A 24,569-nucleotide genomic window follows, 5' to 3' on the forward strand; every position below is an offset into this window, starting at 1 on the left:
ATGATGCAGCAGTATATGGAAGTGAAGAATCAGTACAAGGACTGTATATTATTTTACAGACTTGGTGATTTCTATGAAATGTTTTTTGATGATGCCCTGACCGCATCCAAGGTTCTTGAGATCACTTTGACCGGAAGGGACTGCGGACAGCCGGAACGTGCACCGATGTGTGGCGTTCCATATCATGCCTGCGATGTCTACCTAAATAAGCTGATCGAGAATGGTTTTAAGGTAGCAATCTGTGAACAGGTTGAAGATCCAAAGCTTGCAAAAGGCATAGTAAAACGTGAGGTTATCCGGGTGGTAACACCGGGTACAAATATGTCAAATGCAATTCTTGATGAAACAAGAAATAATTATCTGATGAGTATTTTTGAAAACGATGGTGCATTCGGAATCTCACTGGTAGATATCACGACCGGTGAGTTTAAGACAGCGAGAGTTCCATCCTTATCAAAGCTTACGGATGAGATCAACAAATATTCTCCTGCCGAGATCATCGGCAATCATTCTTTCATGAATTGTGATCTGGATTTCGTTTATCTGAGGGAGAAAATGAAAATTTCCATTTCTGAAGCGCCGGAGCATTATTTCAATCAAATGCTATGTGAAGATGCAATTATGAGGCAGTTCGGCGTTAATAATATGGACGGGCTTGGACTGAAGGATTTCCCTGACTGTATCTTATCCTCCGGAGTCCTGCTTCAGTATCTGCATGAGACACAGAAGAATTTCCTTGCACATATCAATCATATCGTGCTGTATTCCATCGACGATTTCATGATTCTTGATTCCGCAACCAGAAGAAATCTGGAGCTTTGTGAGACACTTCGTGACAAGCAGAAACGAGGTTCTTTGTTATGGGTATTGGATAAAACCAAGACAGCAATGGGTGCGAGAATGCTTCGAAGCATGATCGAGCAGCCTTTGATATATAAAAAGGATATCGAAGCAAGACTTGATGCAATAGAACAGTTAAATAATGATATGATCAATCGTGATGAGATGCGGGAATATCTGAACCCGATCTATGATCTGGAACGACTGATGACAAGGATTTCCCTACGATCCGCAAATCCACGCGATATGATCGCATTTAAGACATCCCTTTCATATCTGCCGTATATCAGACAGCTTTTACAGATCTATCCGGATGGGCTTCTTGCAGATATTTATGAGAAAATGGATGAATTACAGGATATTTATGACCTGTTAGAGCGTTCGATCAACGACGATCCTCCGATACTGATCCGTGAAGGCGGTATTTTCAAGGATGGTTATCTGGAAGAAATTGATACTTTAAAATCGGCAAAGACAGATGGCAAGACATGGCTTGCAGAATTGGAGGAACGGGAAAAGCAGAAGACAGGAATAAAGAATCTTCGCATCAAGTTCAATAAAGTATTTGGCTATTATTTTGAGGTGACTAATTCCTATAAGGATCTGGTACCTGAATATTTTATAAGAAAACAGACACTTGCAAATTCAGAACGATATACAACAGAAGAACTGGACAATCTTGCAGGTTCGATTCTTGGTTCTGAAGATAAATTATATGCACTGGAATATGAAACCTATATTGCGCTCAGAGATAAGATTGCGGGTGAGATCCTGCGTGTGCAGAATACAGCAAGACAGATTGCTTTATTAGACTGTCTCTGTTCGCTGTCATATGTGGCATCTGCCAATCAGTTTGTTCGTCCGGAGATAAACGAAGATGGTGTAATTGATATCAAAGAAGGTCGCCATCCTGTCGTTGAGAAGATGATGAACAACGGTATGTTCATATCAAATGACACCTATCTGAATAATTTTGAGAGCAGGATATCGATCATAACCGGACCGAATATGGCTGGTAAATCCACCTATATGCGTCAGACGGCACTGATCGTTTTAATGGCGCAGATCGGAAGCTTTGTTCCTGCTGCTTCAGCAAATATCGGTATCTGTGATCGTATCTTCACCAGAGTAGGGGCATCCGATGATCTTGCAAGCGGGCAAAGCACTTTCATGGTAGAGATGAGTGAGGTTGCAAATATTCTTCGAAATGCAACGAAGAACAGTCTGCTGATCTTAGATGAGATCGGACGAGGAACCAGTACATATGACGGACTTAGTATTGCATGGGCAGTTGTGGAATATATCAGTAACAGTGAACTGCTTGGAGCAAAAACGTTATTTGCCACCCACTATCATGAGCTGACAGAATTAGAGGGTAAGTTATCCTCTGTAAATAACTACTGTATTGCAGTAAAAGAAGACGGTGATGATATCGTATTCTTACGAAAGATCGTAAAAGGCGGAGCGGATCGAAGCTATGGTATTCAGGTAGCTAAGCTTGCCGGAGTACCGGATATCGTGATCGATCGTGCAAATGAGATCTGCAACCAGCTTATCGATACGGATATAACGACGAAATTAAAAGATATCAAGATAACAAATGATTTTCATAAAAGTGCTTCCGATACCCAGATGTCATTTCTGGCAAATCCTGAAGAAAGTGCTATTTTAGAGGAGATCAAGAATGCGGATCTATCCAACATGACACCGATGAAAGCATTGTTATACCTGAATGAATTACAGGAGCGAATCCGTTAAGGAGAACCTATGATTAAATTACTGGATCAATATACAATTGATAAGATCGCAGCCGGTGAAGTGATCGAGCGTCCCGGCTCGGTTATAAAAGAATTAGTGGAGAATTCCATCGATGCGGGTGCAACCGCGATCACCATCGAGATCAAGGAAGGCGGAATGAGTTTTATCCGTATCACAGACAATGGATGCGGTATCTCAAAAGAAGAAGTCCCGGTTGCCTTCCTTCGCCATGCAACCAGCAAGCTTCAGACGGCGGATGATCTGTTAAAGATCGCATCCTTAGGCTTCCGTGGCGAGGCGTTATCTAGTATAGCCGCAGTTGCCCAGGTAGAGCTGATCACCAAGCAGGAAGATGCGCTTACCGGAACCAGATATCAGATCCATGGCGGAAAAGAGATCTCAAATGAGGAAATCGGCGCACCGCTTGGTACAACGATCGTTGTAAGAAATCTGTTCTATAATACACCTGCCAGAAAGAAATTCATGAAGACGCCTGCAACAGAGGGCTCGTATATTTACGATCTTGTCTGCCGTATGGCAATGTCACATCCGGATGTTTCATTTAAGTTCATTATGAATGGGACAGATAAGCTATTTACATCCGGCAACGGCAGACTAAAAGAGATCATCTATCATATATATGGTAGAGATATTACGAATAACCTCCTGGAGATCAATGCAGCAAATGATCAGGTAAAGATCACAGGATATCTTGCAAAACCGAGTATATCCAGAGGTAACCGTTCATTCGAGGATTATTATGTGAATCAAAGGTATATAAAGAGCAATATATTAACAAAGGCAATCGAAGATGCATATCGTACCTTTGTTATGGTTCATAAATTTCCATTTACAGTTATCAATTTTGAGATTGATCCATCTCTGATCGATGTGAATATCCATCCTGCAAAACGGGAATTGAAGTTCATAAATGAACCGGATATGTATGATTTTACTTATATCAGCGTTAGAAAGGCCCTGTTATTTAAAGAGCTGATCCCGACTGTTACACCGGGAAAGGATATGCGGCCGGAGACACTGGCAGAACGCAAAGTGGAGAAACGCCCGGAGCCATTCGAAGCTAACAGGAGAGCCGCAGAGCTTCCTCCGCAGCCGGCAAGGCCAGCGCAGCAGAAAAAGCCAAGCATGCCAATGCAACCGGCAAATTCAGGTATATCTGCTCAACCAACGCCGACACCATCTGTTACGATGGAAAACAGAAGTAGCTCGCCGGTTGAAATCCAATATTTGAAAGAAGATAACCAGTCTGGTAAAAATATCACAAATAATATGGTCGCTGAAAATATTGTTCCGTATTTGACACAACCGACAAAGACAGCATTAAATCCTGCTGAAGCGGGTGTACAGACTAACGAAACATCAGAACAGAAGAAACAGGAACCGATCACCCCGGAAGCTAAGGTCAAATACGAGCAGATGGATATGTTTGAAGATAAGTTTCTGACACCGGAAGCTAAGAAAAAGCACAGGATCATCGGACAGTTATTTAAGACATACTGGCTGATCGAGTATGAAGACAAGTTCTTTATCATGGATCAGCATGCCGCACATGAAAAGGTAAAATTTGAGGAATTAATGGCAAACTATAAGAATAAGACAGCCATTCCACAGTACCTGATGCCGCCTGCGATCGTATCCTTGAGCGGAACAGAATCAGAGTTCTTACGGGAAAATCTGGAATTTTTCCAGAATCTGGGATTTCAGATCGAGGGCTTCGGAGGAAAGGAATATAAACTGTCAGCCGTTCCGGCAAATCTGTTCGGATTAGACGGCAGGGAACTGTTTCTGGAATTTATCGGAGAGTTATCCGAAAACGGACAGAAACAGACGATCGACACCTTTATCAGCAAACTTTCCACAATGGCGTGTAAAGCTGCGATAAAAGGGAATACTTCCATTAGCTTTAAGGAGGCAGACACCCTGATCGACCAGTTGATGAAGCTTGAAAATCCATATACCTGTCCGCATGGCAGACCAACCCTGATCTCCATGACAGAGACAGAACTAGAAAAGAAATTCAAACGAATTGTTTAGTAATTAAACTTATATAGAAACGGAGCAGCAAATGAAGCCTCTTGTTATATTAACCGGACCGACAGCCGTAGGTAAAACAAATCTGTCGATCGGTCTTGCAAAAAGAATAAATGGTGAGATCATTTCTGCAGATTCCATGCAGGTCTATCGAAAGATGGATATCGGAACTGCCAAGATCATGCCGGAGGAAATGGATGGAGTTCCCCATCATCTGATCGATGTATTAGATCCGAAGGAGCCGTTTAATGTTGTATTATTTAAAAAACTTGCAACAAAGGCGATGGATGATATCTATGCCAGAGGACGGATACCTGTCATTGTCGGCGGAACCGGCTTTTATATTCAGGCAGTTTTATACGATATTCATTTCGATGAAAATGACGATGATAAAAGCTACCGTACTTATCTGGAACAGCTTGCGGAAAAACATGGAAATCTCTGCCTTCATCAGATGCTTGAAAAAGTGGATCCGGCGTCAGCCGCAACCATTCATTATAACAACCGCAAACGTGTGATCCGGGCATTGGAATTCTATAAAGAGACAGGAATCCCAATCTCCGAACATAACGAGAAAGAATCCAAACGGATTTCTCCATATAATTTTGAATATTTTGTGTTAAATGATGCAAGATCAAAATTATATGATAGAATAGACAGGCGAATTGACATCATGGTAGAACAGGGATTGATCGAAGAGGTAAAGGCATTAAAGGATCAGGGATATACAAAAGATCTAATATCCATGCAGGGACTTGGATATAAAGAGATCCTCGATTATCTGGATGGTGTAACATCTCTGGATGAAGCCCTCTATATCTTAAAACGTGATACCAGACATTTTGCCAAACGTCAGATCACATGGTTTAAGAGGGAAAAAGAAGTCACCTGGGTGGATAAGAGTGAATTCACATCAGAAGATACCATTATGGATTTCATGCTTGAACAGTTGCGGTCAAAGGGAATTATTTCATAAAATAAAATGGAGCAGATAAAATGAACACATTATTAAAAGATTATTATACATCCTTACACATTGATGAACGGGTATTTGATTACTGTCAGAAGATTGAAGACAGCTTAAAGGACCGTTTTGCAGCGATCGATGCCATTTGTGAAATCAACCAGATGAAGGTCATCAAAGCCATGCAGGATAATCGTCTGGCAGAAGCGCATTTTGCAGGTTCCTCCGGATATGGTTATACCGATGACGGACGAGATGCACTCGAACGGATCTATGCAGATGTATTCCATACGGAAGATGCGCTGGTCCGTTCTCAGATCACCTGTGGAACACATGCGATCTGTACGGCGTTATTTGGTAACTTAAGACCGGGAGATGAACTGCTTGCAATTTCAGGAAAACCATATGATACGATGGATGAGATCATCGGACTTCGCCCTTCACCGGGTTCTTTGGCAGAATATGGTGTTACATACGCCCAGGTAGATCTGACACCGGAAGGAGAGTTTGATTTTGACGGAATCCGAAATGCGATCAATGAACACACAAAGCTTGTAGAGATCCAGCGTTCCAAGGGTTATGCCGTACGTCCGACTTTATCCTGTGAGAAGATCGGAGAAGCAATCGCATTTGTAAAGAGTATCCGTCCGGACATCATCTGTATGGTAGATAACTGTTATGGCGAATTTGTGCAAGATAAAGAACCAACAGACTATGGCGCAGATCTGATCGCAGGTTCCCTGATCAAGAATCCGGGTGGCGGACTGGCTCCGATCGGTGGTTATATCTGTGGTAAGAAGGAATATGTGGAAAATGCCGCATATCGTCTTACAACTCCGGGACTTGGCAAAGAGGTTGGTGCATCTTTAAATAATACAAAGGCTTTTGCACAGGGCTTATTCATGGCTCCATCGGTTACGGCAAGTGCTTTAAAGGGTGCGATCTTTGCTGCAAATGTATATGAAAATCTTGGTTTTAAGACAGTTCCGAATAAGACAGAGGATCGTTTTGATATCATACAGGCAGTTGAACTTCAGACACCGGAACGTGTAGTTGCTTTCTGTGAAGGGATTCAGGCGGCTGCACCGGTTGACAGCTATGTAAAGCCTGTACCATGGGATATGCCGGGATATGATTCTCCTGTCATCATGGCGGCCGGTGCATTTGTATCCGGTTCTTCAATTGAACTTAGTGCGGATGCCCCTATGAGAGAACCGTATGCTGTATATTTTCAGGGAGGACTTACCTATCAGCATGCAAAATTTGGAATTGTAATGACATTGCAAAAAATGGTAGAAAATAACCTTATAGTGTGGTAGATTATTTTAGAACAAAAGCCGAAAAGAAAAAACGGTAAATACTCCTTACCGATTCGTGGAGAGACGGAGACGAAGGAGGAAAAATGAGATCAGAATTTACAATGAAAGATATGGCGGAATGTGAACGCCCATATGAGAAATGTCTGTTGGAAGGTGCAGCCGTCTTATCAGATGCGGAACTTCTGGCAGTCATACTTCGATGTGGAAGCAGACATGGGAATGCTTTGTTGACTGCGCAGAAAATATTAGCTGCACACCCGGTTCATAAAGGGATCATCGGATTGAATTATCTGTCGGTTGATGATCTTATGAATGTTGATGGTATCGGAAAAGTAAAAGCAATTCAGATGCAGTGTATCGCTGAGTTGTCCAGAAGAATGGCAAGATCAGAACACCGGTCAGGAGTTACCTTTGGTAATCCGAAAAGTATTGCAGACTATTATATGGAGCGCACCAAATATTTGTGCAAAGAACAGGTATATGTATTAATGTTTGATTCGAGCCATCATTTGTTAAAAGAGTGTCGACTGTCAGAGGGAACGGTCGATCATGCAGTTGTATCGCCGAGGGATATTTTTATTGATGCATTAAAATATCAGGCTGTATATATCGTACTATTGCATAATCATCCCTCAGGGAATCCGGAACCCAGCAACCCGGATATTCTTCTGACCAAGCGTGTGGAGGAAGCGGGAAAAACACTGGGGATACGTTTATCGGATCATATTATATTAGGGAATAATTGTTTTGTCAGCCTGGCAGAAAGAGGAATCATAGAATGAGACGACGTAATCGTAAAAGAATAGAAATTACACCAAAATATTTTTTGCTGGCACTTACAATCTTGTGTGTGGTGCTGATGGTTACTTCTTTATTTTTTGACGGAATGATGTCATCCGTCAGAAATGTAACTAATACTTTTATTGTACCGATGCAAAAGGGAGTTAATACAGTAGGTACATGGGTTGAATCCAAGGTAGAAGCCTTCCACAATTACGAGAGTGTAGTAACTGAAAATGAACAGCTTAAGGAGAAGATATCTTCCTACGAAACAAAGCTTGCACAGTATCAGCAGGATTCCTATGAGCTTGACCGGCTTCAGAAATTATATGAATTAGATGCTCTTTATACAGATTATGAAAAGACCGGAGCCCGCGTAATCTCAAAGGATACCGGCAACTGGTTTGATGTCTTTTATATCGATAAAGGTACAAAGGATGGCTTATCTGTTGGATGTAATGTCCTGTATGGTAACGGACTCTGTGGTATCATAACAGAAATCGGTGAATCCTATGCAAAAGTTCGTACGATTATTGATGATACATCAAATGTTAATGCCATGATCCTTCCAAGCAGATCCATCTGTAATGTGTCAGGAAGTCTGACGAATTACGCAGACGGATATATGATTGCTGAAAATATTGATAAAGATGCCGAAATATCGGAAGGAGATCAGGTTGTAACATCCTATGTCTCAAACAAATATCTTTCAGGTATTAATATTGGTTATGTGTCAAAGGTTGAGAGTGATTCCAACAATCTGACGAAGACTGCCTATATTATACCTGCTGCAGACTTCTCAAACATCGAAGAAGTACTCGTAATTTTACAGACTAAGAAAAATATCACGGATTAACAGAAAGAAGTGTAACATTGAAAAGAGTAATAATACTTGGAATATTAATAACAATATGTTTTGTTTTGCAGACTGCCCTTTTCCCGTTTCTTGAAATAGCAGGTATTGCACCGGATCTTATGCTGATCCTTACTGTTTCCTTCGGACTGATGCGGGGAAGAAAAGAAGGTATGCTGGTTGGGTTTTTCTGTGGTTTTTTATATGATGTATATTTTGGATATGCCATCGGACCATTTATGATCTTATATATGATTCTTGGCTATTGTAACGGTTTTTTCCACAGACTTTATCTGGTAGAAGATGTTCTTCTTCCAATAATTATAATCTTAGTTGATGATCTTATTTTTAATTTTGCAACCTATGTAATTTTCTTCCTTATGCGGAACAGACTGGAGTTCGCAACTTATTTAAAAGATATCATATTACCCGAAATGATCTACACAGCACTTATCACGTTGATCGTATTCAAGTTTTTTGCATTTGTAAATAAGGCATTGAAAAAAATGGAAAAAGCAAGTGAATGATCCGGCAATTGTCTGATTATATGATCGTGAAAGGAACGTAAGAATGTTTAAAGAATTTTTCAGTTTGATAAAAGAATCAATAATTGAACATGTCAAGCATCGTCTGTTTGTTGTAACGGTCTTGTTTCTGGTTCTATTTGGAATACTTATATATCGTTTGTTCGATCTGCAGATCGTAAATGGTGAAAAATATCAGGAGAGTTTTACTTATAAATCCGTAAAGACAGTAGCGGTAAAAGCGACCAGGGGAAATATATACGATTGTAACGGAAAGCTTCTGGCTTATAACGAAGCATCCTATACTTTATCTTATATAAGTGGAACGGACCTGACGGAAGCGGCTGCCGCAAAGGAAACGACTTCGAATGAATTGCGTAATGACATAGTATATAAAACTATTCTGATCCTTGAACAAAACGGAGATAAGATGTCAGTGAGTCTTCCTCTGAAGTTAACCTCGAAGGGCTTTGAATTTACTGTATCCGGAAATACGTTAAATACTTTTTTAATGAATGTATATGGTGCAAGCTCTGTCGACAGTCTGACAGAAGAGCAGGCGTCTTCAACTGCCGATGATATATTTAAATATATGCGTGGAAAAGATTTATTCAATATCTCCGAAACATATTCCGATGAGGCGGCATTAAAGATCCTCGCGGTACGATATGAGATATGGCTGAATCGTTACCAGCAGTATATGTCTGTTCAGCTTGCTGATGGTATCAGTGAAGAAAGCTATGCAGCAATCAAAGAAAATTCGGATGAACTTCTCGGCATGGAGGTAAGTGTTGAATCACATCGTGTATATAATGATTCTGTATATTTTGCTCAGATCATAGGTTACATCGGAAATATCTCCAATGAGGAACTGGAAAAATATAATGAAACTCTGGATGATTCAGAAAAATACAGTGCAAATGATATGGTCGGTAAAATGGGACTTGAAAGTGAGTTTGAATCTTATCTGCGCGGCAAAGATGGATATCAGAAGATGTATGTCGATAATATGGGTAAGGTAATAGAAGTGATCGATTCCAAAGATCCTGTCGCAGGTAATGATATCTATTTGACAATTGATTCCGATCTGCAAAAATATTGTTATAATGCGCTTGAAACAGAAATTGCATCCATTCTTCTTGCCCATATAAAGAATGTAACGACATCCACGGATAAGGATGATATTCCGATCACCGATGTATATTTTGCTTTATTTGATAATAATGTTATAAGCATTGATGACCTTGCGGCAAAAGATGCATCTGAGCTGGAACAGTCCGTTAATTCTTACTTCCAGTCCGCAAAACAAAATACACTTTCAAGACTGGATGATATATTAAACGTCAGTCATACTCCATTACATGATCTGACATTACAGTATCAGGATTATATGGAATTTATCTGTGAACAGTTAAGTGAGATGGGAATTTACAACCCGAGCAAGATTGACAAATCTGATGCTGCTTATGTTTCGTATATAAACAACAGTATTTCGCTGTGCGAATATCTGAAATATGCGATCAGCCAGGGCGCCATCGACATCTCCGGCATATCAACAAAGAGCGATTATTATGATACAGATGAGATTTACAACGTACTGACAGAATATATCTTAAAAGAATTTGAAAATAATACCAGTTTCGACAAACTTGTTTTTAAATATATGATAATATCAGGAGAACTTACAGGAAGTCAGGTAATTAACCTGTTATATGACCAGGGTATCCTTAATATGGCAACAGACGCAGATTATTCCGATTATAAAGCCGGTGTTATGGGAAGCTATGACTTCATATGTAAAAAAATTAAAAATCTTGAGATTACTCCGGCAATGCTGGCACTTGATCCTTGCTCCGGTTCAATTGTCGTTACGAATCCGAATAATGGGACAGTTAAAGCAATGACAAGTTATCCAAGCTATGATAATAATCGTCTTACCAATATGATTGATGCAGATTATTATTCGAAAATTACGACAGACAAAACAACACCAATGTACAGTAGGGCAACTATGCAGCAGACAGCGCCCGGTTCTACATTCAAAATGATCACCGCATTTGCCGGTATGAATGAGGGCGTTATCGGGGTCAACGATGTGATCCAGACCAAAGGATACTTTGATAAAACAGAGACACCTGCTAAATGTTGGATTTATCCGTCTGCACATGGAACAATCGGTATATCTAAGGCAATTGAGGAATCCTGTAACTATTTCTTCTATGAACTTGGATATCGGATGGCAACAAAAGATACAGGAACCTACAGCGATATCACCGGTGTGGAACGGCTTCAGAAATATGCAGGTATGTTTGGATTTGACAGCACATCAGGCATTGAACTGCCTGAAAGTAAACCTCAGATATCAGATGCGGATTCAATCCGTACTGCGATTGGACAGGGTACGAATAACTTCACTGCAACTCAGCTTGCCCGGTATGTTACAACCCTTGCAAACAGCGGCACATGTTATGACTTAAGCCTTGTTTCGGAAATAAAGGATATTGATGGCAATGTTGTATATAAAAATGAGCATAAGGTTCAAAACCAACTTGATTTTCCTGTAGAACAATGGAATGTTGTAAGACAGGGTATGCGACAGGTTGTTTCCGTTCATACAAGCAGCAGTGCACTGATCAATCAGATCAATGTCGCAGTAGCAGGCAAAACAGGTACTGCCCAGCAGAGCGAAGCCAGACCGAACCATGCGTTATTTGTATCATTTGCACCATATGAAAATCCTGAGGTAACGGTTACAAGTGTAATACCATTTGGATATTCTTCCGGTAATGCAGTCGAGCTTTCAGGTCTCGTATATGCATATTTGTATGATCCTGATGTTCTTGAGAATACAACTATTACCGGTAACAATGCACTTTCCGATTAAATTCCTGATTGAATATAACAATTTGGATATCAGATACACCAGATAAAAGAGCCTTGGTTTGCAGGCATTTTATTATGATGAGGGATTGAATATGAATACCGACGTTGTTATGAAGGCAAACAGCCATGGAATACGTATCATTCTGAATGAAGATAATTCAATGGAACAGATTCTTTCTGATATCAGAGAGAAATTATACAGTCAGGAAGTATTTTTGAAAAAAAGCGGAAGAGTACCGGTTACATTTGAAGGGAGACTGTTATCCTCCGGAGAAGAGGAACAGATCCTATATGAATTGAATCATCTTCCAAATACCGAAGTGGATTTCTGTCTGGAAGCTTCCAAACAGGATCTGTGTAGTCAGATCGATATTCCACCTCACAGAGCAAAGAGTCCACCTGAAAAAAAACAGGTCAAAAAAAATGTTCAAAAGAAATTGTCTGACAAACAGTTTTCAACAACAGAAAAAAAAGCATTACCACCGGATATATTTAAGAATGATACGATTCAGTTTTTTTGCGGAAATTTACGAAAAGGTCAGACGTTGGAGGTAAAAAAGAGTATAATCATACTCGGAAATATAGAGAAAAAAGCAACGATTATTTCGAATGGAAATGTCATTGTTCTCGGAAAACTTTCAGGAAACGTGATTGCCGGACAGGATCACCTAAAAAACAGATTTGTTCTGGCTCTTCAGATGGAGCCGGTTCATATAAAGATCGGTTCAGCTGTTTATAATAAAACAAAACAGAACCGAAAACAATTTCATACAGATGATGCGATGATGGCAAGCTGCGAAAATGGACAACTTCTTTTTCAGGCGCTGTCACAGACTTCACTTTAAGATAAAATTTCAAAGCATATTTTAAAACAGGAAAAGATATTGACGGAGGTGTTTTATGAGTGAAGTAATTGTTGTTACATCAGGAAAGGGAGGAGTTGGCAAGACAACTACATCAGCCAACATCGGAACCGGACTGGCAGGGTTGAAAAAGAGAGTCGTTATGATAGATACCGATATCGGTCTCAGAAATCTGGATATTGTCCTTGGACTGGAAAACCGGATTGTATATAACCTTGTTGATGTTGTAGAAGGAAACTGTCGGTATAAACAGGCTTTGATCAAGGATCGGAACAACCCGGATCTTTTTCTGATGCCATGCGCACAGACAAGAGACAAGACTGCAGTTTCACCGGAACAGATTATAAAGCTTGTCGACGAAATGCGGGCTGATTTTGATTATATTATTATCGACTGTCCGGCCGGAATCGAACAGGGATTTAAAAATGCTATTGCCGCAGCAGATCGTGCCATCGTAGTTACTACACCGGAGGTATCTGCAATTCGTGACGCGGATCGTGTTATAGGATTATTAGAAGCAAATGAAATAGACAAGATCGACCTTATCATAAATCGTATCCGTTATGATATGGTGAAAAAAGGTGATATGATGTCTGTAGATGATGTTGTCGATATCCTTGCAGTAAACTTGCTTGGGGTTATCCCGGATGATGAGCAGATTGTTATTTCAACGAATAAAGGAGAACCACTCGCGGGAAGTAATACCATATCAGGAAATGCTTATATCGATATTTGCAGACGGATACTTGGTGACAGCATTCCTCTTACAGATTTTAATGTTTTTAAACGAAAACCTTTTAAGCGTTTATTCAGAAAAAAACATGCATAAAGGGGTGAAGTTTAATATTATGAAAGAAAACAGAGCAGTATCGAATGTGATAAGCTATAATTCCGGGCATTATGCCAGAGAACGATTAAAAAATATATTAATGGCTGATCGAATAGGTTGTACTCCGGATGTCGTAACAAGAATTCGGGATGATATGCGAAAATGCGTTGCGGCCTATGTTAATATCGATTCAGCAAATATGACAGTACAGCTTTCGGATTCATTTATCATTGCACGAATCCCGGTTGTAGGAATACATATGAAAAAGGACAAAGAAAAAGATGAAACACATGAAACAGATGGACATGTCAACGGAAAAAAAATACAGTCTGATCAACTATAATTTTAAGCTTGTATTATTTGTGATCGCAGCTATGATTATGGGAACAATCACAATCTGCAGCGTTCGACCGGATTTTCAGACGAAACAGTTGATCGGTGTAGGCGCATGTGTAATTGGAATGATCATTGTATCATTGATCGATTACAATTTTATATGCAAATATTATATGATCCTTTATGCGGGAAATATACTTTTGCTTCTGCTAGTTCTGTTGGTCGGTTCCGGAGGAGGAGATCAGGGCGTTCGCCGTTGGTTCTATATATCAGACTCTTTCACAATACAGCCATCAGAATTTGCTAAAATTATTTTGATCATTTGTACAGCAGTTTTTCTGGAAAAAAACTACGAAGATTTGAACACGCCAAAGGTACTTGCAAAGCTTGCGGTATTTTTGGCTGTTCCTGTTGGTCTGATCGTGGCAGAACCCGATTTGTCTACCTCGATCTGTATTATGGTCACACTATTTATTGTTATATTTGTAGCAGGACTCAGTTTGAAACTCATAGGTATTATGATCCTGATTCTTGTTCCATGTTTTGGTGGATTTATCTGGTATATCCAACAGGATAATCTGCCTCAGTTTTTGAAAACTTATCAGATTAATCGTATTCTGGGACATATATACGGAAGTGAATATGGTGCATCCTCCGATCAACAGGATAATTCAGTTATGGCGATCGGTTCCGGTCAGTTATCCGGTAAGGGTATTAATAACTCAACCGTAGCAACCGTTAAGGATACGAACCTGATATCTGAGCAGCAGACAGACTTTATCTTCTCGGCAGTAGGTGAAGAATTAGGTTTTATTGGAAGTGTGATTATTATTGCAATTTTATGCCTGATAGTGTTACAATGTATTCGGGTTGCTAGGCACGCAAAGGACAAAAAGGGTATGTATATAGCAGCGGGAATCGGTTCACTGGTTGCTTTTCAGACATTCATTAATATCGGAGTTGCAACTGCGTTATTACCGAATACAGGCCTTCCGCTTCCGTTTATCAGTTACGGACTTAGTTCTCTTGTAAGTATGAGTGCCGGTATTGGATTGGTATTAAATATAAATCTGCAAAAGAAGAAATACTAGGAGGAGAGTTATGAATATAGGGTTAATAGCACACGATGCGAAAAAAAAACTGATGCAGAACTTCTGTATTGCTTACAGAGGAATTTTAAGTAAAAATGATTTATATGCGACAGGAACAACGGGACGATTGATTGAGGAGGTTACCAATCTGAACGTTCATAAATATATTGCGGGACATTTGGGTGGTGAACAGCAGTTAGGTTCACAGATTGAGAACAATGATATTGATATGGTTATTTTTCTCCGGGATCCTTTGCATCCAAAGGCACATGAACCGGATATCAACAATATCTTTTTATTATGTGATATGCATAATATTCCGCTTGCAACAAATCTTGCAACTGCAGAGCTCCTGATCAAAGCTTTAGACCGAGGAGATCTCGACTGGCGGGAATTTTATAAATAATTTGGAGATATAAAGATGAAAAAATTGACAAAATGGATGGCAGTCATGCTGATTCCCATTCTTGTTTTATCCGGATGCACAAAAAGAAGTTATGATACAAGCAATCAACTTGCACTTGGAATATCTGAGAATCTGCCTTTATACAGCTCTGACAGCTTTGGTGACCAGTATACAGTCATACCCGATGGAGAGGCTCTTGCTGATGAGAACTACAGCGCGGTTAAGTCGGCAGTTTTGATAAATGACTCAACAAAAGAGGCTTTAGTTGTACATAACGCACATGATCGTATTTACCCTGCAAGCATGACTAAATTAATGACAGGTCTTCTTGTTATGGAAAGTATCGAAGACGGAACTTTATCTTTAGATGACACGATTACATTATCACATACTGTTACATTTCAGGAAGATAATGTAGGTGTGAGCGATCTTACAAAAGGATGCTCTGTAACAGTAAAGAATCTGTTATATGGCCTTTTGATTCGTTCATACAACGACTGCGGTGTTCTGCTTGCAGAAAAGATTGCAGGAAGTGAGGATGCATTTGTTGAGAAAATGAATGAAAAAGCATTTGAATTAGGTGCTACAAATACGCATTTTGTGAACTGCCATGGATTACATTCAGACGATCATTATACGACTGCATATGATCTCTATCTGATCTTTTCAGAATTCATAAAACATGACATGGCATATCTGATTGATTCACTCGATTCATATGATTTTACATATACAGATGAAACAGGTGCAGAGAAAAGTGTCACATTACAGGCAACAAATGGTTATATATCCGGTGAGTTTAAATTCCCGGAGGGGTATTCGTTAGGTTCCTGGAAATCCGGTACGACCACAGCAGCCGGCAACTGTCTGATCCTTGAATTTGTAAAAGATGATACAGGTGATAAATATGTTGCTGTTATTGCCGGAGCAGAAGACAGGGATACGTTATATAATGATATGACTATGTTAATTAATACTGCAAAATAAACAGCTATCTGAGTGGACATTTTGTCCACTCAAAATATATAACTGTTTTAATATAATTCAGGAGGTTTTATTATGATTCAGATTATTACAGGTGATAAGGGTAAAGGAAAAACAAAGGTTCTGATTGACAAGGTTAACAATGAGGTAAAAGTTGTAACAGGTTCTGTTGTCTTTATTGATAATAATAACAAGCATTTATATGAGCTCAGTAATCGCGTCAGAATGATTAACTGTACAAACTACGAAGTGGATAATCTGGAAATGTTTGCAGGCTTTATTCTTGGTATTATTTCTCAGAATAAAGATATTGAAAAGATTTATATTGACAACTTTACATCTGTAACATATGTAAAGCCGGAGCAGATCAGCTATGCTCTTGATCTCATGAACAAGATCAGTGAAAAATATAACATCGGTATCGTTCTCTGTTTTGCAACAGACAGCTCCGAAGTTCCTGATACATATAAGGACAATATCATTGCCGCATTATAATAAAAATATACCTGCGAAGGGTACTGTGTCTCTGATTCAGGATCAGTACACAGACTAAAGGAGATATATATGACTTCCATAAAAAGAAAAGTCAGGAAACGACAGCCTGTCAAGATCAGTTTCGGGTTTATCATTTTTGCGATCATGTTTATATATATGCTGATCCGTATCATTATATCAATGAATGATCACGACCTGAGTGTATTTCAGGTAGAAGAAAGCAGCTATGATACTAACTTTACTGTTCCGGGGCTTGCTGTTCGAAAAGAGACATTGAACTACAGTTCAACCTCCGGCTATATCTGTTATTATATCCGGGATGGCGAAAAAGTAGCAAAAGGATCCAGTGTATATTCTGTTGATGAGACAGGTTCTATGTATGATGCACTTTATGAAGTACAGAACAGTAACAATACTTCGTTATCAGCAAACGATTATAATGATCTGAGTAAACAGATACAGATTTTCAAAACTGGATTTTCGACTTCTGATTTTTCAGAAGTATATGAATTTAAAAATACAATTGATAATAAGGTTCTTGAAATGTATGAGGATATGGCTTTAGAACAGTTATCCTCAGACAAATCATTTGATTCGACATTTACAGCGGTTAAATCATCGGCCAGTGGAATTGTATCCTATTATATGGATGGTTACGAAGACTTTGATATCAACAATTTATCGGCTGATGATTTTGATAAAACCAAGTATTCAAAAGAATTGTTAAAAAAAAGCGATATTGTTGAATCCGGAAAACCTGTATATAAGATTATTGATGATGAGGACTGGAAGATTGCTGTCATGCTTACAAAAGAAGAATACAGCAAAGTAAAAAAAGATGAACATGTTCGATTTCGAATCAATGACTCAAGTAAAAAGATTTCAGCCAAATACGAGACAATTGAAAAGGATGGAATTATTTTATTATCATTGACATGAGCAGATATCTTGCTGAATATGTTTCAGAACGTTATCTGAATCTTACATTTATCTTCTCCGAAACAAAAGGACTTAAGATCCCAAATTCAGCGATTGTTGAAAAAGATGTTCTTATGATACCGGTCGGATATCTGTCCGGCGGAAGCGGAACGACGGAAAAGAAATATTTTAACCAGATCGTATTAACAGAGGATGGCTCAACTTCGGTTGTACAGATATCCCCTACTATATATTTTACAGATGATCATTTCTGCTATGTTGATCCGGCAGATATCAAAGAAGATGCGGTTCTCGCCGCAAATGAATCGGATATCACCTTTAATGTATCAACAGCGGGAATCTATAAGCTAAAAGGTGTTTACTGTATCACACAGGGAACAGCGCTGTTCAAACAGATCGATATAACCGTAAATGGAGATGATTATTCAATAATCGATCCTAATACAGCATATGGAATATCAGCATATGATCGTATTGTACTGGATGGTACATCTGTAAAGGAAAACCAGATCATATATTAGGAGTGATAGAAAAATGTTAAAAGAAAACTATGAGTTAGTAGATCAGAAGATTACAGAAGCCTGCAAACGGGCAGGCAGAGACAGAAAAGATGTTACACTGATCGCAGTCAGCAAAACAAAGCCTTTAAGTGATATTGAAGAACTGCTTGCAGAGACAGACGCTATAGATTTTGGCGAGAACAAAGTACAGGAACTGGTTGATAAGTATGAAACCGTTTCCCGCAAAGTAAACTGGCACATGATCGGTCATTTACAGACAAATAAAGTAAAATACATCGTTGATAAGGTCTGTCTGATTCATTCTGTTGATTCGGTAAATCTAGCTAAAACGATTGAAAAAGAAGCTGCAAAGCACGATGTTATAGTTAAGGTATTGATTGAGGTAAATGTCGCCGGAGAAGAGAGCAAATTCGGTGTTTCTGTTGAAGAAACAGAAGATCTTATTATGCAGATCAAGGATTTTCCTCATATACAGATAGAAGGTCTGATGACGATCGCGCCGTTTGTTGATGATCCTGAGGATAATCGGGTTCATTTCCGACGCCTGAGAGAATTATTACTTGACATCAATTCTAAAAACATTGATAATGTCCATATGAATGTCCTCTCGATGGGCATGACAAATGACTATGAAGTTGCCGTTGAGGAGGGTGCCACTATGGTCAGAGTGGGTACAGGAATTTTTGGTGCAAGAAACTATAATATTTAAAGGAGAACCATTATGGCAAAGAATGGAAAAAAAAGCTTTCTGGATTATTTTAAAATAAATGACTCCAGCGATGAATATGAAGATGATTTATTTGATGATGATGAATATGATGACGATGAAGATGATTTTGATGAAGAATATGAGCCAAAGCCAAAGGCTGTAAATGGAAGATCATCTGCATCTACATATACAGCAGCTGCTACACAGAGTGCCGGCGCTGCTGCTAAAAAATCAAAATTTGTAAAACCGGCAAAGAATACAGCTACAGCTTCCAATAATACAAAACTTGTTTCATTTAACAACAGAAGTCAGGGCGGTTCCCAGCAGGTATTTGTTATTAAACCGGATGAATTTGATGATGCACAGATGATCATCGACCATTTAAAAGGCGGACAGGCGATCGTGATCAATATGGAGGGAATGGAGCTGTCTACAGCACAGCGAATTATCGACTTTATTGCCGGTGCATGTTATTCCCTTGATGGATCGTTACAGGCAATTTCCGGTAATATCTTCATTGCAGCTCCGGCAGATATCTATGTATCCGGTGACCTCAGAGAAGAATTATTGAATGATGCATTTTTGTCTCCAGAATTAAGCAAGTATTAATAAATGACTAAATAATGATCTGCACTTGCAGATTCTGAAGGAATGTTAAGGGAGGATTACAAATGCTTACACCTGTTGATTTACAACAAAAGAAATTTCAGCATGGTATGGGGTATACCAAAAAAGATGTTGATTCATTTTTTGATATTGTTATTTTGAGTTATACAGAGTTGTATAAATCAAATGCTGAACTGACCAATCAGGTCAAGACACTTACAGATAGTCTGGTGCATTACAGGACTACAGAATCAAAGCTTCAGAAATCACTTATGCTTGCAGAGAAGAACGCAGAAGAAGCTACAAAGAATGCAAATGACAAGGCCAAGATTATTGAGAACGATGCAAAAATCAAGGCAAATAATATTGTTCATCAGGCAAGAGAAGAGTTGGAAAGAATTGAAGACAGTATTGAGGGCATTAAGCAACAATACAGAGATTACACGATGGCATTTAAAAATCTGATGGATTCACATCTTCAATTTCTTGCAACGAATCCGATCAACGAAGAATTAGGTGTTGATTTTGACGAAATTATGAAGGATGCCAAGTATTTTAATGGAAATGCTGCAGCATATGCTCCTGCAGGTTCTGATGGCGAGGGGGCAGGTTCAGGCAGTTTTTCTACTTTCAGTGGCGATCCGCAGGGACGTGAAGAATCTACACTTGGCGGAGGAGGAGGTTCCGGTATGGGAGATTCCACACTTGGCGGATCATCCGGAGGTAATCTTTCAAGTGATTCTTCAGTATATACAAAGAATCTTGGTGGCGGTTCTTTCGTAGATCCGTTCAAATATAAAAACCAGTAAATCTAAAATCAAATAACAAATAAAGATTCCCTGCCTGAATATTGTTTCAGACAGGGATTTTACTGATAAATGCAAAAAATCATAGAAAGGAAATCAGAATGAAAAAAAACAGTATATTTGCAATCGTAAGTGTATTCTTACTGATTGGTCTGGATCAGCTTGTAAAATTCCTGATCACAAGCCATATGGCGTTATCCGATACAATACCAGTCATAAAAAATGTATTTCACATCACCTATATCCAGAATCGTGGAGCAGCATGGGGTAGTTTACAGGGAAAACGTATCTTGCTATTAGCTGTTACACTGCTTGTACTGATATTCCTCGTATACTTTTATATTAAAATGTTAAAGATGGATAAATATAAAGATCTCAGGATTCTGTTTTTATTTGTATTTTCGGGCGCAGTTGGCAATATGATCGATCGCATCCGCCTTGGTTACGTTATAGATATGTTTGATTTCCGTCTGATTAATTTTCCTGTCTTTAATGTTGCCGATATCTATGTAACTTGTAGTATGATCATTCTGCTTATCCTTATCTTGTTTAAATATAAGGATAATGAACTGGAAGATTTGTTTGGAGGGTCTAAAAAGGGCTCTGATCAAGAATAAATATATGGAAACTTATAATATAGAAGCAGATGAAAACTGGACAGATAAGCGAGTTGACAAGGGATTAGCCGATTATTTTGACAATTATTCACGCTCTTTTCTGAAAAAGCTGTTAGATGATGGGAATATACTGGTGAATGATAAAAAAGCAAAACCAAGTCTGAAAATCGCGTCCGGTGACAGAATAGACATTACGATTCCGAGTATTGCATCCGTTGAGATTGAACCGGAGAATATTCCACTTGATATCGTATATGAAGATGAGGATATTATTATTGTAAATAAACCAAAGGGAATGGTTGTTCATCCGGCTCCCGGGCATTATTCCGGTACACTTGTGAATGGCTTAATGTATCATTTTAAAGATTCTCTGTCAGGGATCAACGGAGAACTTCGCCCCGGTATTGTCCATCGAATAGATATGGATACAACCGGGCTCCTTGTTGTCTGTAAAAATGATGCTGCTCATAATTTTCTGTCAGAACAGCTTGCTGTCCATTCAATCACAAGAAAATATTATGCAATCTGTTTTAATTATTTTACAGAAGATGAAGGTATCGTTGATCTGCCTATCGGAAGACATCCGACAGATCGAAAAAAAATGGCAGTCAACTATAAAAATGGTAGAAATGCAGTAACTCACTATAAAGTTCTGAAAAAACTAAAAAACAATTTCTGCCTGATTGAATGTCAGTTAGAGACAGGAAGAACGCATCAGATTCGTGTTCATATGTCATATATTAAGCATCCGTTGTTAGGAGATGCCATATATGGACCTAAAAATCAGCCATATCATCTGCAGGGACAGACACTTCATGCCGGTGTACTTGGTTTTATTCATCCATCCACAAAAGAATATGTAGAATTTTCAAGTGAACTTCCTGAGTATTTCCAAAAGTTGTTAAAACAGTTGGAGCTTTAAATGTCTGAGGATTGTAAAATTTCATTTCTAAAAAGATATTCGTTTGAATATTCTTCCATTAATTTATTAAATTCGTTTTATATTATTTTTAGATATAAAACGAATTTTTTGATTTACATTTTTTTGTGGAAATGTTATAATTTTTATTATAAAAAATAAACAATTTTATGGTTTTTATACAGAAAACCGTAGTTTGTTTTTTACAGCAAATAAAAATCATACTTGCAAAGGGGGCTTTTATTATGGCTTGCAATAAAATTATAACAATAGGACGACAGTTTGGAAGCGGCGGAAGAGAAGTTGGACAGAAACTTGCTGAAAAACTTGGTATTCCGTTTTATGATAAGGAACTTTTAAAGATCGCAGCAAGAGACAGTGGTATCTGCGAAGAATTATTTGAGAACTTTGACGAGAAACCAACAAACAGTTTTCTCTATACATTAGTTATGGATCCATATTCATTAGGATTCGGAACATCCGGTGAATTGCCATTAAATCATAAAGTTTTTCTGGCTGCATTTGACACTATCAAATCTATTGCTGAAAAAGATGGTACCTGTGTATTTGTAGGTCGTTGTGCAGATTATGCCTTAAGAGATTATTCTAACGTTGTAAATGCATTTATATATGCAGATATTGATGATCGTATAAAACGTATTGCAAAGAAATACGAACTTACAGATGCGAAAGCAAAGGATTTGATCCGCAAAGAAGACAAATCAAGAGCATCCTATTACAATTATTACACGTCCAAGCGTTGGGGTGAGATGAAAGGCTATGACATCTGCCTGAATTCCAGCCAGTTTGGAATTGATAATTGTGTAGATATGTTATACGATGCCGTTACAAAGTATTAGACCATGATATAATGAACGCAAAATTATTTGCTCGCAAGGATGCTGATTTTGCGAAATGCATAGAATGTGCGAAGCACATGATATAATGATGAAAAATCGCTTGCTTGCAAGGGACGATTTTTCGAATGCATTGAGTGAGTTATGCTCACGATATTACATAATGAAAAAATGCGCTGAGAGATATTTCCCGGCGCATTTTTCATATCAAATACTTAATATTATTCTTTTATTAATTTTCAAAGAATGTTCTTTATTCTAATAACATTTATACTTTATTGCATAGGGGAGTTACAACTGATTTAATCATCACGTTTTTCTCGTAATTGAACACGATTCCTGGCACTTCGCCGCCTGTCCTCATCCATATCTGCATAATGTTTTCTTGTTGTATTTACATCGCTGTGACCAAGAACATCCGCAACCAGATAAATATCACCGGTTTCTCGATACAATTCTGTGCCATAGGTGCTTCTTAATTTATGCGGAGTAATATGCTTCAAAGGGATAACGCCTTCTGAATATTTTTTTACCAGCATTTCAACAGACCGAACAGACATTCGTTTTTTTTGGCTGGAGAGGAAGAGAGCATTTTCATATCCTGATACCGGCTCTATATGTTTGCGTTCCTCAAGATAATCTGTTAATGCGTCTGTAACTTCATCACCAAAATAAACATAAGATTCATAACCGCCTTTTCTGGTAACTTTTACGCGGCTGTTATTAAAATCCACATCTTTAAGATCGATTCCAACACATTCAGATACACGGATACCTGTTCCAAGCATGAGAGTCAAAATTGCAAGATCACGAACCTTTGTCTTTGCATGATATGCCTGTTGGTGTTTGGTTAAATGATCACCATATTCAACAGCATCTAAGAAATCTGCGACCTCATTTGTATCCAGTCTGGTTATTGTTTTACCATGAATCTTTGGCATATCCACTTTTTCAGCCGGATTTGACTTTATACGGTCGTTTTTATACAAATATGCATAGAATACCCTTAATGCAGATAATTTGCGTTTAATAGCCCGTTCAGCGTTCGTATAGACCTTTCCATCCTTTTCATAATACTTAAGATATTCCAGATATTCTTCAATATCTTCAGCTTCGAGGGCTGATATATCCTCCAATGTGATATCAATCGGTTTTCGTCCTCGAAACTGTGGGCATTCGCTGCATAAAAAGTTATAAAATGTTTTTATATCTCTGGCATATCCAAGCCGTGTTCTGGATGAAGTTCGATTTTCAATCCCACGAAAAACAATCTTAACATATGAAGGAAGCTCTGCTAGAATATTTCGTAGAAGAATTGTATTTTTTATATTGATGTCATTTGTATATTCGTTTGCCATTTGAAATTACCTTTTTCCTTTCTACTAACAATATATTTACATATTATTTATTGATTCCGTGTATGTTTTTATATATAATATCTGTTAAATGTATATCAAAAATTGATGTAATTGCAGAATATCATTTAAATGTGGTGTATATTTAATTATGTTTTTTCGTAAAACCTTAGTTTTGCGAAAAGTTATATCTGCTAAATTAGTTATATCACACTCTGCCTCTGAGTGCAATTCTTTCATCAATATTTTCTTGAAACCAATTC

At 38.5% G+C, this 24,569-nt stretch carries 24 protein-coding genes; 23 read left to right on the plus strand and 1 reads right to left on the minus strand.

What is annotated here, in order from left to right; translation table 11 throughout:
- The 23 genes from mutS to CLOL250_RS04035 all read left to right on the plus strand — a co-directional run bounded on the left by mutS (position 1) and on the right by CLOL250_RS04035 (position 22,954).
- Positions 1-2,598, plus strand: a complete 2,598-nt coding sequence (gene mutS, locus CLOL250_RS03925) for a DNA mismatch repair protein MutS (RefSeq protein WP_008400833.1) — start codon at positions 1-3, stop codon at positions 2,596-2,598.
- 9 nt (positions 2,599-2,607) lie between these two features.
- A complete protein-coding gene (gene mutL / locus CLOL250_RS03930; protein WP_008400834.1) occupies positions 2,608-4,653 on the plus strand; it encodes a DNA mismatch repair endonuclease MutL in 2,046 nt (681 codons plus the stop codon).
- Between the two features lie 31 nt (positions 4,654-4,684).
- Positions 4,685-5,626 carry a tRNA (adenosine(37)-N6)-dimethylallyltransferase MiaA gene (miaA, locus tag CLOL250_RS03935; RefSeq protein ID WP_008400835.1) on the plus strand — a complete coding sequence of 314 codons (942 nt, stop codon included), beginning with the start codon at positions 4,685-4,687 and terminating at the stop codon, positions 5,624-5,626.
- Between the two features lie 20 nt (positions 5,627-5,646).
- Positions 5,647-6,933: a methionine gamma-lyase family protein gene (locus CLOL250_RS03940; RefSeq protein WP_008400836.1), complete on the plus strand. Its 1,287-nt coding sequence runs from the start codon at positions 5,647-5,649 to the stop codon at positions 6,931-6,933.
- A gap of 83 nt (positions 6,934-7,016) precedes the next feature.
- Positions 7,017-7,715 carry a RadC family protein gene (gene radC / locus CLOL250_RS03945; RefSeq protein WP_008400837.1) on the plus strand — a complete coding sequence of 233 codons (699 nt, stop codon included), beginning with the start codon at positions 7,017-7,019 and terminating at the stop codon, positions 7,713-7,715.
- Positions 7,712-8,569 (plus strand): rod shape-determining protein MreC, encoded by an 858-nt coding sequence (mreC, locus tag CLOL250_RS03950; RefSeq protein ID WP_008400838.1) that lies wholly within the window; start codon positions 7,712-7,714, stop codon positions 8,567-8,569. Before radC ends, mreC begins: the two co-directional genes overlap by 4 nt.
- Positions 8,570-8,586: 17 nt before the next feature.
- On the plus strand, positions 8,587-9,093 hold the full coding sequence (mreD, locus tag CLOL250_RS03955) for a rod shape-determining protein MreD (RefSeq protein WP_008400839.1): 507 nt from the start codon (positions 8,587-8,589) through the stop codon (positions 9,091-9,093).
- 64 nt (positions 9,094-9,157) lie between these two features.
- Positions 9,158-11,974, plus strand: a complete 2,817-nt coding sequence (locus tag CLOL250_RS03960) for a penicillin-binding transpeptidase domain-containing protein (RefSeq protein ID WP_274922235.1) — start codon at positions 9,158-9,160, stop codon at positions 11,972-11,974.
- A gap of 91 nt (positions 11,975-12,065) precedes the next feature.
- A complete protein-coding gene (locus tag CLOL250_RS13250) occupies positions 12,066-12,818 on the plus strand; it encodes a septum site-determining protein MinC (RefSeq protein ID WP_008400841.1) in 753 nt (250 codons plus the stop codon).
- 55 nt (positions 12,819-12,873) lie between these two features.
- Positions 12,874-13,665, plus strand: coding sequence for a septum site-determining protein MinD (gene minD, locus CLOL250_RS03970; protein WP_008400842.1), 792 nt, complete (start codon positions 12,874-12,876; stop codon positions 13,663-13,665).
- A 19-nt stretch (positions 13,666-13,684) separates the two neighbouring features.
- Positions 13,685-14,008, plus strand: a complete 324-nt coding sequence (locus CLOL250_RS13255; protein WP_161116708.1) for a cell division topological specificity factor MinE — start codon at positions 13,685-13,687, stop codon at positions 14,006-14,008.
- Positions 13,971-15,092, plus strand: a complete 1,122-nt coding sequence (locus CLOL250_RS03980; RefSeq protein WP_008400844.1) for an FtsW/RodA/SpoVE family cell cycle protein — start codon at positions 13,971-13,973, stop codon at positions 15,090-15,092. The genes CLOL250_RS13255 and CLOL250_RS03980 overlap by 38 nt, the downstream gene beginning before the upstream one ends.
- Before the next feature lie 10 nt (positions 15,093-15,102).
- Positions 15,103-15,498, plus strand: coding sequence for a methylglyoxal synthase (gene mgsA, locus CLOL250_RS03985; RefSeq protein WP_008400845.1), 396 nt, complete (start codon positions 15,103-15,105; stop codon positions 15,496-15,498).
- A 15-nt stretch (positions 15,499-15,513) separates the two neighbouring features.
- Entirely contained in the window at positions 15,514-16,485 is a 972-nt protein-coding gene (locus CLOL250_RS03990; RefSeq protein ID WP_008400846.1) for a D-alanyl-D-alanine carboxypeptidase family protein, read from the plus strand.
- A gap of 72 nt (positions 16,486-16,557) precedes the next feature.
- The gene (locus tag CLOL250_RS03995; protein WP_008400848.1) at positions 16,558-16,977 is read left to right on the plus strand and encodes a hypothetical protein; all 420 of its coding nucleotides are present in this window, start codon (positions 16,558-16,560) and stop codon (positions 16,975-16,977) included.
- Positions 16,978-17,046: 69 nt separating this feature from the next.
- A complete protein-coding gene (locus tag CLOL250_RS04000) occupies positions 17,047-17,916 on the plus strand; it encodes an HlyD family efflux transporter periplasmic adaptor subunit (RefSeq protein ID WP_008400849.1) in 870 nt (289 codons plus the stop codon).
- The gene (locus CLOL250_RS04005) at positions 17,913-18,437 is read left to right on the plus strand and encodes a hypothetical protein (RefSeq protein ID WP_008400851.1); all 525 of its coding nucleotides are present in this window, start codon (positions 17,913-17,915) and stop codon (positions 18,435-18,437) included. Before CLOL250_RS04000 ends, CLOL250_RS04005 begins: the two co-directional genes overlap by 4 nt.
- 13 nt (positions 18,438-18,450) lie before the next feature.
- Complete coding sequence (locus tag CLOL250_RS04010; protein WP_008400852.1) at positions 18,451-19,146, plus strand: YggS family pyridoxal phosphate-dependent enzyme; 696 nt, start codon at positions 18,451-18,453, stop codon at positions 19,144-19,146.
- Between the two features lie 12 nt (positions 19,147-19,158).
- A complete protein-coding gene (locus tag CLOL250_RS04015) occupies positions 19,159-19,755 on the plus strand; it encodes a cell division protein SepF (protein ID WP_008400853.1) in 597 nt (198 codons plus the stop codon).
- Positions 19,756-19,817: 62 nt separating this feature from the next.
- Complete coding sequence (locus CLOL250_RS04020) at positions 19,818-20,561, plus strand: DivIVA domain-containing protein (protein ID WP_008400854.1); 744 nt, start codon at positions 19,818-19,820, stop codon at positions 20,559-20,561.
- A gap of 98 nt (positions 20,562-20,659) precedes the next feature.
- Complete coding sequence (gene lspA / locus CLOL250_RS04025) at positions 20,660-21,175, plus strand: signal peptidase II (RefSeq protein ID WP_044944968.1); 516 nt, start codon at positions 20,660-20,662, stop codon at positions 21,173-21,175.
- A 4-nt stretch (positions 21,176-21,179) separates the two neighbouring features.
- Positions 21,180-22,097 (plus strand): RluA family pseudouridine synthase, encoded by a 918-nt coding sequence (locus tag CLOL250_RS04030; protein ID WP_008400856.1) that lies wholly within the window; start codon positions 21,180-21,182, stop codon positions 22,095-22,097.
- Between the two features lie 242 nt (positions 22,098-22,339).
- Positions 22,340-22,954, plus strand: coding sequence for a cytidylate kinase-like family protein (locus CLOL250_RS04035; protein WP_044944971.1), 615 nt, complete (start codon positions 22,340-22,342; stop codon positions 22,952-22,954).
- Between the two features lie 299 nt (positions 22,955-23,253).
- On the opposite strand, the gene CLOL250_RS04040 is transcribed toward CLOL250_RS04035, so the two are convergent.
- Positions 23,254-24,309, minus strand: coding sequence for a tyrosine-type recombinase/integrase (locus tag CLOL250_RS04040; protein ID WP_008400858.1), 1,056 nt, complete (start codon positions 24,307-24,309; stop codon positions 23,254-23,256).
- Positions 24,310-24,569: the final 260 nt, after the last annotated feature.

The organism is Clostridium sp. L2-50 (assembly GCF_000154245.1).
Lineage (GTDB): Bacteria > Bacillota > Clostridia > Lachnospirales > Lachnospiraceae > Coprococcus.